The organism is Aeromonas enterica (assembly GCF_054052465.1).
The window spans coordinates 58,381-73,202 of the sequence record NZ_JBSTYL010000025.1 but is presented as its reverse complement, the minus strand read 5'-3'; the positions used below and the strand labels follow the sequence as shown (position 1 = coordinate 73,202).

13 protein-coding genes and 2 pseudogenes are annotated in these 14,822 nt (G+C 60.3%); 6 read left to right on the top strand and 9 right to left on the bottom strand.

All coding sequences use genetic code 11. From position 1 onward, the window contains the following. Positions 1 to 338 precede the first annotated feature (338 nt). The 3 genes and pseudogenes from ACW5XD_RS20155 to ACW5XD_RS20145 all read left to right on the top strand — a co-directional run. Positions 339 to 1,532 carry an aromatic amino acid transport family protein gene (locus tag ACW5XD_RS20155; protein WP_456496408.1) on the top strand — a complete coding sequence of 398 codons (1,194 nt, stop codon included), beginning with the start codon at positions 339 to 341 and terminating at the stop codon, positions 1,530 to 1,532. A gap of 93 nt (positions 1,533 to 1,625) precedes the next feature. Next, positions 1,626 to 1,767: pseudogene (locus ACW5XD_RS20150) on the top strand (IS1595 family transposase); the annotation flags it as partial. Positions 1,768 to 1,785: 18 nt separating this feature from the next. Next, a pseudogene (locus ACW5XD_RS20145) lies at positions 1,786 to 2,377 on the top strand (IS1595 family transposase); the annotation flags it as partial. Between the two features lie 246 nt (positions 2,378 to 2,623). Here ACW5XD_RS20145 and ACW5XD_RS20140 read toward each other — a convergent pair. From ACW5XD_RS20140 to ACW5XD_RS20125, 4 genes are all read right to left on the bottom strand, one after another. Then, complete coding sequence (locus ACW5XD_RS20140; protein WP_042037688.1) at positions 2,624 to 2,953, bottom strand: YbaB/EbfC family nucleoid-associated protein; 330 nt, start codon at positions 2,951 to 2,953, stop codon at positions 2,624 to 2,626. A 125-nt stretch (positions 2,954 to 3,078) separates the two neighbouring features. Further along, entirely contained in the window at positions 3,079 to 5,667 is a 2,589-nt protein-coding gene (gene dnaX, locus ACW5XD_RS20135; protein ID WP_456496407.1) for a DNA polymerase III subunit gamma/tau, read from the bottom strand. A gap of 178 nt (positions 5,668 to 5,845) precedes the next feature. Further along, positions 5,846 to 6,391 (bottom strand): adenine phosphoribosyltransferase, encoded by a 546-nt coding sequence (gene apt, locus ACW5XD_RS20130; RefSeq protein WP_042871293.1) that lies wholly within the window; start codon positions 6,389 to 6,391, stop codon positions 5,846 to 5,848. A 132-nt stretch (positions 6,392 to 6,523) separates the two neighbouring features. After that, positions 6,524 to 6,901 carry a YbaN family protein gene (locus ACW5XD_RS20125; protein WP_042871295.1) on the bottom strand — a complete coding sequence of 126 codons (378 nt, stop codon included), beginning with the start codon at positions 6,899 to 6,901 and terminating at the stop codon, positions 6,524 to 6,526. 178 nt (positions 6,902 to 7,079) lie between these two features. Between ACW5XD_RS20125 and dusC the strand changes: the two genes are divergently transcribed. From dusC to ACW5XD_RS20110, 3 genes are all read left to right on the top strand, one after another. Continuing rightward, a complete protein-coding gene (dusC, locus tag ACW5XD_RS20120; protein WP_456496406.1) occupies positions 7,080 to 8,024 on the top strand; it encodes a tRNA dihydrouridine(16) synthase DusC in 945 nt (314 codons plus the stop codon). A gap of 97 nt (positions 8,025 to 8,121) precedes the next feature. Beyond that, complete coding sequence (locus ACW5XD_RS20115; RefSeq protein WP_456496405.1) at positions 8,122 to 8,490, top strand: TraR/DksA family transcriptional regulator; 369 nt, start codon at positions 8,122 to 8,124, stop codon at positions 8,488 to 8,490. Positions 8,491 to 8,584: 94 nt separating this feature from the next. Further along, positions 8,585 to 9,340 (top strand): substrate-binding periplasmic protein, encoded by a 756-nt coding sequence (locus tag ACW5XD_RS20110; protein WP_456496404.1) that lies wholly within the window; start codon positions 8,585 to 8,587, stop codon positions 9,338 to 9,340. A 56-nt stretch (positions 9,341 to 9,396) separates the two neighbouring features. Here ACW5XD_RS20110 and rnd read toward each other — a convergent pair whose 3' ends face one another. The 5 genes from rnd to tsaB all read right to left on the bottom strand — a co-directional run bounded on the left by rnd (position 9,397) and on the right by tsaB (position 14,661). Beyond that, positions 9,397 to 10,509, bottom strand: coding sequence for a ribonuclease D (gene rnd, locus ACW5XD_RS20105; protein ID WP_456496403.1), 1,113 nt, complete (start codon positions 10,507 to 10,509; stop codon positions 9,397 to 9,399). A gap of 81 nt (positions 10,510 to 10,590) precedes the next feature. After that, the gene (fadD, locus tag ACW5XD_RS20100; RefSeq protein ID WP_456496412.1) at positions 10,591 to 12,267 is read right to left on the bottom strand and encodes a long-chain-fatty-acid--CoA ligase FadD; all 1,677 of its coding nucleotides are present in this window, start codon (positions 12,265 to 12,267) and stop codon (positions 10,591 to 10,593) included. Between the two features lie 198 nt (positions 12,268 to 12,465). Next, positions 12,466 to 13,332, bottom strand: a complete 867-nt coding sequence (locus ACW5XD_RS20095) for an alpha/beta fold hydrolase (protein ID WP_456496402.1) — start codon at positions 13,330 to 13,332, stop codon at positions 12,466 to 12,468. Between the two features lie 8 nt (positions 13,333 to 13,340). Continuing rightward, positions 13,341 to 13,856, bottom strand: coding sequence for a Slp family lipoprotein (locus ACW5XD_RS20090; RefSeq protein ID WP_456496401.1), 516 nt, complete (start codon positions 13,854 to 13,856; stop codon positions 13,341 to 13,343). Positions 13,857 to 13,962: 106 nt separating this feature from the next. Beyond that, a complete protein-coding gene (gene tsaB / locus ACW5XD_RS20085; protein ID WP_456496400.1) occupies positions 13,963 to 14,661 on the bottom strand; it encodes a tRNA (adenosine(37)-N6)-threonylcarbamoyltransferase complex dimerization subunit type 1 TsaB in 699 nt (232 codons plus the stop codon). Positions 14,662 to 14,822: the final 161 nt, after the last annotated feature.

Sequence of the window (14,822 nt, the reverse complement as noted above, 5' to 3'; positions counted from 1 at the left end):
CTCAAAAAGGTGCGCCGCCCCCTCACGCGGCCCCGCGCCCCCCCCTCCCCGCCCGGGCCCTCCCCCCGCCGGCGCGTTTTTCCACCAGTCAACACCCCTTTCTGTAATCTTTTATTTCCACCTATTGCCACCTTCCAGTACAAAATCCGCCTTTACAGGCTTGTTTCCACTATTTTGATCCGTTAACGTGGCAACCATCTTTTACAACCCACGGTTTTTCGTAACGATGCGTCCACTCCGATATCGCTAGCCTCCGGTCCCGACCCCGGAGGCGCCTTGCCAGCACAGCCACTGGCACTCTTTTTTGAATACGCAGTTTCTCGATCTGGATGGACACCATGAACACCAAGACCCTGGGTTGTACCCTGTTGATTGCCGGCACCACCATAGGTGCCGGCATGCTGGCCCTGCCGCTGGCTTCCTCCTCCCTTGGCGGGCCCGCCACCCTGCTGTTGATGATCGGGCTCTGGGCCCTGATGGCCTTCACCGCCATGTTGCAGGTGGAAGCCAGCCTCAACACCGGCAAGTGGTACCTGCACCAGCTGGCGGATCACCTGCTCGGCCCCTGGGGCAAACGCATCGCCTCCTTCTGCATCCTGATGCTGTTCTATTCGCTGGCCTCCGCCTACATCAGCGGCGGCAGCAGCCTGCTGGCCCAGGCGCTGGCCGATGCGGGCATGACCCTCAGCCAGGAGCAGGCAGCCTGGGCCTTTACCCTGCTGTTTGGCGGCATGGTCTGCGTCGGCACCAAGCAGGTGGATTACCTCAACCGGCTGATGTTCACCGTGAAACTGGTGATCATGGTGGCCGTGCTGGCCCTGCTGCTGCCGCGCGCCGAAGGGCAACACCTGCTCTCCATGCCGCTCGGCCAGGGTTTGCTTCTGGCAGGCCTGCCGGTGATCTTCACCTCGTTTGGCTTCCACGGCTCCATCCCGAGCGTGATGCTCTACCTGGGCGACTGCCCCAAACAGCTGCGCCGGGTATTTGTGTGGGGCTCGGCCCTGCCGCTCATCCTTTATGTGCTGTGGCAGGTGGCCATCCTGGGGCTGCTCGGTCAGCAGACCCTGATCCAGACTGGCGGCGCGCTCGACAGCCTTTTGGCCAGCGTCGGCAATCTGGTCAGCTGGCCCGCTTTCAATCAGGCGATGCATCTGTTCGCCGATCTGGCGCTCGCCACCTCCTTCCTCGGGGTGACGCTGGGGCTGTTTGACTTCATGGCCAAGGTGACTCGCCGCAAAGACAACTGGCAGGGTCGCAGCCAGACCGGGCTGATCACCTTCGTGCCGCCCCTGCTGTTCGCGCTCTACTTCCCGCAAGGCTTCATCATGGCGCTGGGTTATGCCGCCATCGCGCTGGCGGTGCTGGCGGTGCTGCTGCCGGTAACCCTGGTGTGGCAGAGCCGCAAGCGGGTCGAGGCTCACCACTACCGTGCACCCGGTGGCATGCTGGCCCTGGGTCTGGCCGGCGCCATGGGCGTGCTGATTGTCGGTGTGCAAGTAAGCGTCAGTCTGGGTCTGCTGCCGGCGCTCTGATCCTCATCCCTTGATGGAAAAAGAGAAGCCCCGCCAACGCCGTTGGCGGGGCTTTTTAACGGCGCTGTCCTGAAAAGGCTGAGGTTTACCATCATGGACACCCCAGCCTTTCAACACCGGCTATCTCTCCACTCTCTACCTTGCACCAACGCGTGTTGCTCAGCGGCAGCCCACGGATCCACACACCATTAGCTCCCTGAACTCCCGATTACCGGCATGCAGCGGTTGTCCCCATGCTTCAGGTTGATGCTGGCGCGCGATGGTAGCTCATCAGGCACAAAGGGAAGAGAGCATCGTTGAGGTAGATGAAACCTTCTTTCACGAATCATTCAAGGGGCAAGGTTGATTGCCTCGCCCGGCAAAGCGTCGTGATGGTGAAGGGAAAATTCGTGGTACCGGGCCGGATGAAATCCCGGTCAGGGGGCCAAGACAGGGTGAGCCACTACGCGGATTTTCAGCCGGTGCAGATGAATGCCAAGACGATCATCGCAGTCTTGAAACCGCTTCTCTCGCTGGGTGCAGTAGTGTGTAACGAGGGTTGTTTATGGCAGTTTCAGCAAGGTGTAGGGGTCACCCATCAGGTGATTCGTCACCGTCAAGGTAAACGAGTGGTCGGTGCTTACCACATCCAGCATGTAAACGGAGATCTCCATCGGTTGAAAGAGAGGATGGTGCGATTCCATGGCGTGGCGACCCACTACCTAAAGAATTATCTGGGTTGACGCCGGATGCTGGAGCGTTACGGGAGGGGAGTGAATATCAAAGCGGGTTTGCCTGGGGCACTGGGCCCCCCATGGAACATGGTCATTGGGACACTAGATAAAAGCGCAGCTGACACAGAGTAAACCGTGTCAGCTGCGCCATAGCTATGCTTCACCACACGTCTGATGGTGGTAGCCCCCTGCCCTGACCAGGCAACTTGGGTAAACAGATTGGGGATGATCCGTACCATCTATGCCCAATGAGTCAGCAACGACAATCCCGATTACCGGAAAGCATTGTCGAAAAAACGGGGGCAAGATGACCCATATACAACCAACAAGCTGGATAGCATCACATAACTATTTGATTATAAAAAATTAATACTTAACTTAGAAGGGCAGCTTCATGCCCGGCGGCAGTTGCATGCCACCGGTCAGCTCGCCCATCTTGGTCTTGTTCTGCTCTTCCACACGACGCACGGCATCGTTGACGGCGGCAGCGACCAGATCTTCGATCATCTCTTTGTCATCTTCCATCAGGCTCGGGTCGATCTCGATGCGACGCACGCTGTGGCTGCCGGCCATGGTGACCTTGACCATGCCAGCGCCGGCTTCGCCGACCACTTCCATCTGGGCAAGCTGCTCTTGCATCTTCTGCATGCGCTCTTGCATCTGTTGGGCCTGCTTCATCAGGTTCCCCATTCCACCTTTACCAAACATATGTCGTCTCTCGTCTTGAAATCCGGCATCCAGCGCCGGGCTGTAGGCTTGTCTGTCCTAGATGGGGACAAGCAAACCGCTTTTCAACCGGGCACTGGGCCCGGCATGGGTGTTAAACATCGAATTCAATTACTTAGCGGCTCTATGCTCTCGTGGTGGAGCACGGCGCCGAATCGCTGAACTAAAAACTGCACGTTGGGATCCTGCTCCAGATCCCGGCTTACCTGCTCGCGCACTCCCAGATAGAGGCGGTGCTCTATCTCCAGCGGCGTCTCCTGATCGGGCACCAGGCCCAGGGTCACCTCTACCTGCACGGACTGCCCCAGCTCCGGGCCTATGATCTCGGCCAGATCGGCGCGGGCCCGATCGCTGATGAGGTGGCGCTGCTCGGGCTTGAGGGTCAGCAGCACAGTGTCTCCCTGCTGGCGCATGACAGAGTTGATCGCCAGCTGACGCAACCGGCCACCGACCCCGGTGCGGGCAATCAACTCGGCCCAGGGATCGCCGCAGTTGACCAGCAAGGAAGACGGGATCAGTCTGGCGACCTCTTCCCCCTCCTCGGGCTGGCTGTCGCTCTCCAGCTCATCCCAGTCGATGGTCTCCATCACTGAGGTCGCCGTCGGCTGTGGTTCGCTGGCAGCAGCAATCTGGGGCTGGGGCATCGCGGGTGCGGCGCTGGACACGGCAGGCGCTACCTGCACCCTCGCGGCCGGCGTACCGTCCAGATCCCAGGGCGGCAGATCGTCCGGGTTGGGACTAGCTCTGGCGGGAGCCTGAGCCGGGGCAGCCTGACCATATGCAGGCCCGGCGCTGGCTGCGGGAGCCGCCGGCACCCGGTGTGGCATGGGCGTACTGGCAGCGGCATCGCTAAAGCCCTGGCTCAGATACTCTTCGTAGTCGCTGCCACTGTCGTCATAGGCATCGAGCGGCGGCAGCTCCTCATAACCCGCCACAGCAGTACTCTGGGTCGGCGCAACGGCGGCGGCTTGCCAGCCGGGAGATGCGGATGCAGCAACCGGCTGCGCGATCGGGCCGGCCTCGGGAGCCTTCACGGGCCGGGTGGGCGCAACGCGAGGAGGTGCTGACGCAACGTCGGTGGCTCCTGGCTCACCACGCAGGCGGCTGCGCAGCAGATTGCGCTTGCCCAGCAGGCTCTGCATGCTGGACGCGGCTGAGGCCGTAGTCTCCGGCTCGGCAACCGGCGCCGCCTCGATGTGAGGCTCGGGGGATGACGGAGCTGCCAATGAGACGTCCTGCATCACGTCATCACGCCTGCTGACGGGAGACATTGGCTCACTCGCGCCAGCGGACCCCTCATAGCCCATCTGCTGCGCCTCACGCAGCAACTCGTCCTGCTCGGCAAACAGCGGCGCACTCAACTCATCGCTGGTGCTCTCTTGCTCATCCGCAGAGAGAGGGATGACAGGCTCAGCCTGCACAAGGGTGTGCGCCCCCGGCGTGAGGGTCGGAGCATCACCAGATACAGCCGGTTGGGCCACAGTCGCAGTGGCCGACGCGGGGGCTGGCTCAACCCCCTGAGGCTTTCCCAGCGGGGCCGGTGCACTCCTCCCGCCTGCCACGGAAAGTCCGGACGGCAGAGCGGCAAGGTTGGCCGGGTGCACGGCCTCTCGGCGCGGGGAGAAGGCCAGCATGCGCAGGCAGGTCATCTCGAGCGCGGTGCGACCATCGGGCGCCCAGGGCAGATCCTTGCGCCCCCCCAGCACTATCTGGTAGCAGAGCTGCACCTCTTCCGGACTCATGGCCTGGGCCAGTTGCAGCAGAGAATCGGCATCCGCCCCCTGCTCCTGCACGCTGGCAGGCAGCAGCTGCGCCATGGCGATGCGATGGAGCAATCCCTCCAGCTCGGCGTGCAGCTGATCAAAATCGGGGCCCAGGGTGGCAATCTCGGTGATCTTGGCCATGGTCGCCGGGGCATCCTGGCGCAGGATGGCCTCCAGCAGCTGGTGCAGATGGCGGTGATCGAGCGTCCCCAGCATCGCCAGCACGCTCTCGAGGCGAACGCTGCCGTTGCCGTGGGCCAGCGCCTGATCGGTCAGGCTCAGGGCATCGCGCATACTGCCGTCGGCGGCCTTGGCCAGGGCCTGCAGGGCGCGCGGCTCAAAGGGCTGCCCCTCCTGATCAAGCACCCACTCCAGCTGCTTGGCGATCTGGGTCTGATCCAGACTCTTGAGATGAAATTGCAGACAGCGGGAGAGGATGGTAATGGGCAGCTTCTGCGGATCCGTGGTGGCCAGCAGAAACTTCACATAGGGGGGCGGCTCTTCCAGAGTCTTCAGCAGCGCGTTGAAGCTGTGACGCGACAACATGTGCACTTCATCGATGAGGTAGACCTTGAAGCGGCCGCGGGCCGGCCGGTACTGCACGTTGTCGAGCAGTTCCCGGGTGTCTTCCACCTTGGTGCGGGACGCCGCATCGATCTCCAGCAGATCGACAAAATTGCCCTGATCGATCTCGCGGCAGGTGTCGCACACACCGCACGGATGGCTGCTGATCCCCTGCTCGCAATTGAGACTCTTGGCCAGAATGCGGGCTATGGTGGTCTTGCCAACCCCACGGGTACCGCTCAGCAGATAGGCGTGATGCAGCCGTCCCTGATCCAGGGCGTTGGTCAAGGCGGTCAGCACATGGTGCTGGCCTACCACTTGTTCAAACGTATGGGGGCGCCATTTACGCGCCAGAACCTGATAGCTCATAAGTCTCGATGCAGGGATGACAAGGCATTGAGGCAGAATGCTAACACAAATGCCAGGCGGGCTGTATCGGCTATCGGCGAGGTCGGGAGGGATCGCTTGAATTTCAAACCGATGCCCGGATGGGCACCGGTTTCGGGACACGCAGCAGGCTGACGAGGCCGCGTTGCATCCTGGGGGATTACTCGCCGGCCAGTTCGACCAGTGAGACGACCTTGATGCCGGCCGCAGTCAGACGGGCATCGCCGCCCAGAGACGGCAGTGAGATGATGAAAGCGGCATCGGCCACGTCACCACCGGCACGGCGGATGAGCTTGACGGTCGCATCGACGGTACCGCCGGTGGCCAGCAGATCGTCCACTACCAGCACCTTGTCACCGGGCACGATGGCATCTGTGTGCAATTGCAGGGTGTCGGTACCGTATTCGAGGGCATAGGACTCCTCGATCACTTCGCGGGGCAGCTTGCCAGGCTTGCGCACCGGCACAAACCCCAGGCCCATGGCGAAGGCGACCGGTGCACCGAAGATGAAGCCGCGGGCCTCGGTGCCGACGATCTTGGTGATCCCTTGATCACGATAATGCTCAGCCAGCAGATCGATGGTGGCCTTGAAGGCCTCCGCGTTCTCTATCAGGCTGGTGATGTCACGAAACAGAATGCCCGGCTTCGGATAGTCGGGGATGGTTTTGATGCTCGCTTCGATAAATTTCAGGGTATCCGGATTCATTGTTTGACCGCTTATTTTTTGAGCCCAGGCGTGGCCGTATTTCTCGATTCCCGCCAGCGGGAAATAAAAAGGCCCGTCACGCAAAATGACAGGCCGACTCCATAGCATTATTGCCGCAATAGCTTAGGGACTTCACTTCGCCATTGCAACTGGCTCCAGTACCGGCAGACGCATTAACCAGGTGAGCAGGATCACCATTATGGCAATGAGCAGCAGCCTGACCCACAGCAGAGGCACCACCGCCAGCGACACCGAGAAGGAGAGCAGAATAAAGATGATGGCCCGGCGCCGGGCGTGTCGGCGAATGCCGCGATACTGTTGCCAATCGGCGATGGGGGGGCCAAACCAGGGGTGAGCCAGCAGCCAGCGGTGAAAACGGGGGGACGAGCGGGCAAACAGCGCCGCCGCCAACAACATGAAGGGGGTAGTCGGCAACAGGGGCAATACGATTCCTATGATGCCGGTGACGAATGCCAACCAGCCCAATCCCATCAGACACCAACGTTTCATGGCAGATCCTCTTCAATACGGCTCCGCTTAGCCTAACAGAGTTGGCCCAAAAGCTGACAGCCTGGTCCTGCGAGCCGCGACTGATTACGCTCAACGAGTGGGCTGACGGCTGACAACGCAGGCCATTGCCACTACAATCTGCGCTCTTTTTTCTCCCCTATTGTCTTCGGAAGCAGCTATGCGCGTTATTTTGGCCCCCATGCAGGGGGTGCTGGATCACCTGATGCGGGAGGTGCTCACCTCCGTCAACGACTACGACCTCTGCGTCAGCGAATTTATCCGCGTGGTCGATCAGCTGTTGCCTGCCAAGGTGTTTTATCGGATCGCGCCCGAACTCAAACAGGGTGGCAAGACCCGCGCAGGCACCCCGGTACGGTTACAACTGCTGGGGCAGCACCCCGAATGGCTGGCCGAGAACGCGGTGCGTGCCATCGAACTCGGCTCCCCCGGGGTCGATCTCAACTTTGGCTGCCCTGCCCCCACGGTGAACAAGAGCAAGGGCGGCGCCGTCTTGCTCAAAGAGCCCGACACCATTTACCGCATCGTCAAGGCGGTACGCGAGGCGGTGCCTGCCCACCTGCCGGTGAGCGCCAAGATCCGCCTCGGATACGATGACAAGGATCTCTACCTGGAGAACGCCCAGGCCGTCTATCAGGCGGGAGCCAACGAGCTGGCGGTACATGCCCGCACCAAGCGCGAAGGCTACAAGGCTCCGGCCCACTGGGAGTATGTGGACGCCATCCGCCGCGCCCTGCCCATCCCCGTCACCGCCAACGGCGAGATCTGGAACCATGCCGATGCCCTCAGCTGCACCCGGGTCTCCGGCTGCGACACCTTGATGGTGGGGCGCGGCGCCATCTCTCTGCCCAACCTGGCGAACGTAATGAAGAGCGGCTGTGCCCACATGAGCTGGGCCGAGGTGCTGCGGCTGATGGTGACCTACACCGAGCAAGATCTGGCGAGCGAGAAGGCCGATTACTATCCGAGCCGGATCAAGCAGTGGTTCAGCTACCTCAGGCGAGAATACCCCGAGGCCGATCTGCTGTTTCGCGATATCAGGCTGTGCAAGGAGACGGATCCCATTCGGGATGCCTTGCTGCAAGCCTCGAAAACTGTGATCTAACCGTCCTTTACTTGACGCATATCATCTTGATAATCCTGTCGTCTCCCTATACTGCCCTGGATTTGTAATTCGTCTGTTGGGGGCTAGTGTGTGTGAAATGACGCAAGCTCGGTTGGCCGTGTGGCGTGATCGCCTGCTGACTGACTGGGCGCAAGTAAGAGAAGAGCTGATCGGTCAGCTCAAAGCCTGTCGGCGTGACGAATGGGCGGAACAAGTGGATCACTGCGAACGGGATCAGCTGGTGGATCTGACCAGTCGCCTCGACTTGCCCAAGGTGGAGCAGAGCGTGGCCAGCCTCAAGCGGATCGATGCTGCCCTCTGCCAAATGGATCTGGGCCTCTATGGTCTCTGTTCCGATTGCGAAGAGCCGCTTGCCATCGAGCAACTCGAACAGGATCCGACCCTGCAACGCTGCCCGCGCTGCGAAGCCCGCTATCGCAAGGGATTCCACGCCCACGAACTCTGAGGGATGCACATTCGTGCATCCTCGCTTCCGGGCTGGTCAGCCTGCCGTTTCTATTCAATAATCAACAACAACCACGCTGAACAGGGACAGATCCGTGTACAGAGTCTTGTTGTTATGGTGTCTGTGTTGTATCGCCTGGGCACAGGAGTCACTGATCGTGGGCTGGTCAAGCTGGCATCCGTTCAGCTTTCGCGATGAACAGCAGCAGCTGCAGGGGCTGGACATCGACTTGCTGGAGGCCATCTTCAGCCGGGCCGGTTTTGACGCCAGTTACAGCGAAATGCCCTGGGCCCGCGTGCTACGCGAGCTGGAGTTCGGCACAGTCCAGATAACCATGTCCGCCAATCAAACCGCCGAGCGCGAACAGTTCGCCCGCTTTTCCATCCCCTATCGCAATGAAGAGACAGTGCTTCTCATCCGGCGCCAGGACAAATCACGCTGGCAGGGGATCGCTCAGCTCTCCGATCTGCTGCCTCGCACCGAGTTCACCATTGGCCTGCTGCGCGACTTTGACTATGGCGTGGATTTTCGTGCCTTCATGCAATCTTCTCAGCTGAAGGATCGCCTGCTCGTCAGGCTGCGGCTGGATCAGCTGGTGAAATTGCTGCTGGCAGGCCGCATCCAGGGCGTGGTCATGGATCCCATGGGGCTGCAGGAGCTGAGCCTCGTTGGCATGCCACTCGATGAGCTGACTACCCTGCTCACTATCCAGCAAACACCCGTGCATTTGATGCTGAGCCGGCGCACCACCACGCCCCAGCAGTTGCAACGGCTCGACAAAGCCATCCAGGCACTGTTGCAAAGCCCTGAATACGCGAAGATCCTCGCACGCTACCGCTACCCGCTGTAGTAATACTGAGACAGATAAAAAAATGGGCCCATCGGGCCCATTGTTGACTGTGTCGCTTACTGTGCCAGCAGGTGACCCACCAGCTCATGACGCCACCCTTGCAGCAGCATGGGCTTGTCAGCGCGAGCGCGCTCTTCATCGCTCATGCGCCAGCTCCAGGTGAAGTACTGGTGAATGATCTTCTTGCTCGCCACCAGTTCCGGCGGAATGTTGCTGGCCTTGGCCTTCTCTTCCACCATCCCCTTGATGCGTTTGAGCTCTGCCTTGTACTGGGGATAATCCACCAACCGACGAATGGGATCAGGCCAGCTCGCAGGGTCACTCTGCTGGGCCGTCGCGACTATGTCCAGCATCCGCTTGCCGTGGATCTTGATTTCGATGGGAGCCAGTCCCAGCTCGTTGAGATCGCGCAGTGAGGTGGGTTTGCGCTCCGCCACCTTGAACAGGTGCAGCTCCTTGACCACGAAGTTGAGAGCCAGATCCCGCCGTACCGCCTCTTGCTGACGCCAGGCGGCCAGCTCGCGCAGTATGGCCAGTTCACGACGCCCCAGTTGCCAGGCGTTGATTATTTCGAGATAGGCCTGACGGGGATCGCTGCCCTGGGTTTTGCGGGCCGAGTGGTTCTGGCACTCCTGCTCGAACCAGGCAAACTTGCCGCTCTCGTGCAGCCGGGCCATCACCTTCTCATAGAGCGGCATCAGATAGAACACATCGGCCGCCGCGTATTCGAGCTGACGCTCGGTAAGCGGACGAGCGAGCCAGTCGGTACGAGCCTGATCTTTCTCCAACTCCACCCCGAGGAACTCCTTGACCAGGGCGCCGAAGCCCACCGAGACGCCGTGCCCCAGAAAGGCAGTCGCCAGCTGGGTGTCGTGCATCTGATTGGGCAGATGGCCGGCCTCGTGCTGGATCAGTTCCAGGTCTTCGCCGGAAGCGTGCAGTATGGCGATCTGCCCTGCCCGGCCAAGCCGTTGCCACAGGGGGGTGAGGTCCAGAGTCAGGGGATCCAGCAGGGCCAGGTGCTCGCCATCATAGATCTGGAACAGGCCCAACTGGGGGTAATAGGTGCGGGTGCGGACGAATTCAGTATCGATGGCCAGGGGAACATCGGCCAGGGAAGCGAGATACTGTTCCAGTTCGGCTTGCTGTGAAATAAGTTGATAGTGCATCTTTGCCTGCGCGTTGATCAGGGCCAAAAGAAAAAACCGTGGCATGACCCACGGTTTTGCATGACAGCGGCGCATCGCCCGCTATTGCTTGGCAATTTCCTCGTCGCGCAGCACACGGCGCAGGATCTTGCCCACATTGGTCTTGGGAAGTTCGTCGCGAAATTCTACCAGTTTCGGCACCTTATAGGCAGTCAGATGTGTACGGCAGTGGGCAATAATCTCGTCCTCCTGCAGTTTTGCATCTTTCTTGACCACGAAGATCTTCACCAGCTCGCCGGAAACCTTGTGCGGCACGCCAACCGCAGCCACTTCCAGCACCTTGGGGTGAAGCGCCACCACATCCTCGATCTCGTTCGGATAGACGTTGAAACCCGAGACCAGGATCATGTCCTTCTTGCGATCGACGATCTTGAAGAAGCCCTGCTCGTCGCACACGGCGATGTCGCCGGTACAGAGCCAGCCATCCTGCATCACCTCGGCGGTGGCCTCGGGACGCTGCCAGTAACCCACCATCACCTGGGGGCCGCGTACCTGCATCTCGCCGGGCTTGCCAAATTCGGTGATCACCCGGCCGGCGTCATCCACCAGCCGGATATCGGTGGAGCAGACCGGCAGACCGATGGAGCCGTTGTAGTCGAGCAGATCGTAGGGACAGACGCTCACCAGCGGAGAACACTCGGTCAGGCCATAACCTTCCAGCAGCGGGGTGTCGGTCAGCCCCTTCCACTGTTCGGCGACCGCCCGTTGCACTGCCATGCCCCCCCCTATGGTCAGCTTCAATTTACTGAAATCCATTGACTGGAATTCGCCATTGTTGACCAGGGCATTGAACAGGGTATTGACGCCTGTGATGCAGGTGAAGGGGTATTTTCTGATCTCTTTGACAAAGCCCGGGATGTCGCGCGGGTTGCTGATGAGCAGGTTGTATCCCCCCAGGCGCATGAACAGCAGGCAGTTCACCGTCAGCGCGAAGACGTGGTAGAGCGGCAGTGCCGTGACCACGAACTCCTTGCCCCGCTCCAGCATGGGACCGTAGACGCCAAGGCACTGTTCGACGTTCGCAATCATGTTGCGATGAGTCAGCATGGCCCCCTTGGAGAGGCCGGTGGTGCCGCCTGTGTACTGCAGGAAGGCGAGATCGTCGTTGGTGATCTCGGGCTTGATGTACTGCAGGTAGCGCCCCTTGGAGAGGGCCTGACGCATGGTGCTGGCGTGGGGCAGGTTGTATTTGGGCACCAGCTTCTTGACGTATTTCACCACGAAGTTGACTAGCGTGCCTTTCGCCAGACCCAGGTTGTCGCCCATGCGGGTCAGGATGACGTGCTTGATCGGGGTGTCGTAGACGACTTTTTCCAGGGTATGGGCAAAGTTGGAGACGATGACGATAGCCTTGGCACCCGAGTCCTTGAGCTGATGCTCCAGCTCGCGCGGGGTATAGAGCGGGTTGACGTTGACCACTATCATGCCGGCGCGCAGGATGCCAAACACGGCAATGGGGTATTGCAACAGGTTCGGCATCATCACGGCCACCCGATCACCCTGGCTGAGCTTGAGCTCGTTTTGCAGGTAGGCGGCGAAGGCGCGAGACTGTTCTTCCAGTCGGCGGTAGGTGATGGTCTGCCCCATGTTGACGAAGGCAGGCTGATCGGCGAATTCGCTCACCGACTCTTCAAACATGTCGACCAGGGAGCTGTACTGGTCTGGGTTGATCTCGGCGGGGACCCCTTCCGGATAACGCTTCAGCCAGACTTTTTCCACGAACTTCTCCTGCATAACTAGCACCTGTGCGCTCACTGTGTTGCCTCCGTCCCTGTTCACATCCATTTTAATCGGTTGTTTTAAGCTCATGCTCTAATGCCGCACATATTTACATAGGGCAACATCAATTAACAGCAAATTAACAACAGAAAAGTGTGAGGGGGAAAGCAAACCTGGAATTATTGAAAGCCGGTGATTCTACCGAATTTGACAAAAATTTTCGATACAAACGGCGGTATCTTCCGAATTTTCCATGTGAAAATGGTGGTTTCCCGCCAAAACGACCATTTCTATTTGCTCGAATGCGCCATAACGCAACTGCCATTGCGCCAACAGGCTGGCAAAGCCCTGCTCACCCCGGATAAACAACACGGGGCAGCGGATGGCCCGCATCAACGCCTGGGCCTGTCCTTCGCTCATGCGCAGTGGCGACAGATCCCGCAAACGGGGATCGCTGCGCCAATGCCAGCGCCCTGCCCTCTCCACCAGTTGTCGCTCGCAGATAAGCCGCGCCGCGTTCGGGGCAATGTCCGCCACCTTGCAACGGGCGATTACCGCTTCCTCGATGGAGGCAAAACCATTGGAGATCCGCTCACGGGTGCGGCTGCGATTCAAGATCGCTTTGCGCAGTTGTTCAGGCACGGCGTCATCGGGCTGGCTCAAGGGGCCCAGACCCTCCAGCATGATGAGACGCTCCACCTGCTCAGGAAAGACACCGGCATAGGCAGAGGCGATCAAGGCACCGAGGGAGTGGCCCAGCAGGCTGAAATGCGGCCAGCCTGCCGCCTGAACGATTTGGTAGAGATCGTCGAGCCAATCGACAAAGACATAGGAGGTGGCCTTGTGATCCGAGTGGCCATGGCCCGGCAGATCGATACAGACCAGCTGAAAGTGGGTCAGATAGGGGGCAAGGGGCACAAAGCTCGCACTGTTGTCGAGCCAGCCATGCAGCGCAACCAGCAAGGGCTTGCTCGTCTGCTCACCCGGCACTGGCTGACTCTCAAGCAAGGCCACCCGGCGGCCATCGGCCAGGGTCAGGAAGCGCTCCTGCAGCACGGCGTTCACTCCCGGTCCTAGCGACGCAGCGGCCGTCTCGGCCAGTAGGGATCATAGAAGGGATCGTAGAAGTAGGGGTCCATGTAACGGATCTCCACCTCCTTCACCGGTGGCCACAGCTTGCTGGAGCTGGCATTGAGCACGGAGAAGCGATACTTGTGTTCGCCAATCTGGCTGTCCACTGGCTTGTCTATGGTGCCGAGCACCGTCAGGCTGCGCCCCTTGGCGTAGAGGGTCGGGTCGACAAAGCCTTTCATGATGGCCAAAAAGCGGCCCGGGCTCTGCTCGGTCTGTTCCGGCACACCGTTGGACTTGAGCGGCAGATAGACCACCTCGATGACGCTCTGATCCGCCTTGTTGTGCACCGCCGAGATGACCCCGCTCCAGCGAGCAGGCTTGCCCTCCTGGCCAGCCAGGGCGGGCTGATAAGCCACCAGCTGGTTTGCCGGCTCATAGGCCAGCTCTTTGGGCACAGTGCTGCACGCGCTGAGCAGCAAGCCAGCTAACCCTATCACAATCGCACGTTTCATCATGTCACTCTCCTTTTTGCCGGATACCGAACCTGTTACCAGACACTGTCCGACATGGGGATATTGGTTTACGGCAGGAGCGACAGGCATGCCACGTCTCTCCCTGCCCTTATTTGCGACCCGGCAATTTTTTCCAGGTCACCTTGTCTCGCAAGTATACCGGGGTAGCCTGTTCCACAGGTACGGCCTCCCCGGCCAGCAAGGCGGCACGCGCCAGCGGCAGCATGTCGACGGCAGCCGGGAAGCGCACCTGGCTCATGGCAACCTCCTCGGCCAGACCACCCAGGATCTCGCCATAGGTCTCAAAGCCGGTACCGACACGGGTCCAGCGACCCGCCAGCGTGTCAGACGCCACCAACACCGCCGGATCGCTTACGACCTCCTCACCCACCAGCTGCATGCGGCCCTCCTTCAGCGCATACTGACCGAAGTAGACCTCCCCCATGCGCGCATCGATGGCAGTCAGCACCTGCTCGGCGCCTTCCAGCCGGTAAGCCCCCTGCGCCATGGCGGCCAGAGTGGAGATACCGATGAGCGGCACGCCCACCCCGAACGCCAGCCCCTGAGCCACGCTGATCCCGATGCGCACGCCGGTGAAGGAACCCGGGCCACGCCCGAACGCGATGGCATCAAGTTCGCCCAAGGTTATCCCGGCATCATCCAACACAGCCTGAACCATGGGCAAGATTTTACGGGTGTGATCCCGCGGCGCCTCTTCCCAACGGGAGAACAGCGTGTCGCCCACCAGCAGAGCGGCGGAGCAGGCTTCGGTGGCGGTATCAACAGCCAGGATCTTCAACTCGTTCATGCTTTACAATCTCTATAAAATCAGTCAATTACGTAACCGACAAGCAAGCTGTGCTCGCCCGTTGTTCAATTCTGTCATCTCTTTGCAAGCGGCTCGCTGAAAAACCTCTCAGCAGGCTGCTTGGCCGCCCATCTCTTGAGAAAATAACCTTCACTGCCATC

What these genes read in the sequence shown, in the direction of transcription:
- ACW5XD_RS20155 (WP_456496408.1), top strand. Translation starts at nt 339, where the DNA reads ATGAACACCAAGACCCTGGGTTGTACCCTGTTGATTGCCGGCACCACC.
- ACW5XD_RS20140 (WP_042037688.1), bottom strand. Translation starts at nt 2,953, where the DNA reads ATGTTTGGTAAAGGTGGAATGGGGAACCTGATGAAGCAGGCCCAACAG.
- dnaX (WP_456496407.1), bottom strand. Translation starts at nt 5,667, where the DNA reads ATGAGCTATCAGGTTCTGGCGCGTAAATGGCGCCCCCATACGTTTGAA.
- apt (WP_042871293.1), bottom strand. Translation starts at nt 6,391, where the DNA reads ATGAATCCGGATACCCTGAAATTTATCGAAGCGAGCATCAAAACCATC.
- ACW5XD_RS20125 (WP_042871295.1), bottom strand. Translation starts at nt 6,901, where the DNA reads ATGAAACGTTGGTGTCTGATGGGATTGGGCTGGTTGGCATTCGTCACC.
- dusC (WP_456496406.1), top strand. Translation starts at nt 7,080, where the DNA reads ATGCGCGTTATTTTGGCCCCCATGCAGGGGGTGCTGGATCACCTGATG.
- ACW5XD_RS20115 (WP_456496405.1), top strand. Translation starts at nt 8,122, where the DNA reads ATGACGCAAGCTCGGTTGGCCGTGTGGCGTGATCGCCTGCTGACTGAC.
- rnd (WP_456496403.1), bottom strand. Translation starts at nt 10,509, where the DNA reads ATGCACTATCAACTTATTTCACAGCAAGCCGAACTGGAACAGTATCTC.
- ACW5XD_RS20090 (WP_456496401.1), bottom strand. Translation starts at nt 13,856, where the DNA reads ATGATGAAACGTGCGATTGTGATAGGGTTAGCTGGCTTGCTGCTCAGC.
- tsaB (WP_456496400.1), bottom strand. Translation starts at nt 14,661, where the DNA reads ATGAACGAGTTGAAGATCCTGGCTGTTGATACCGCCACCGAAGCCTGC.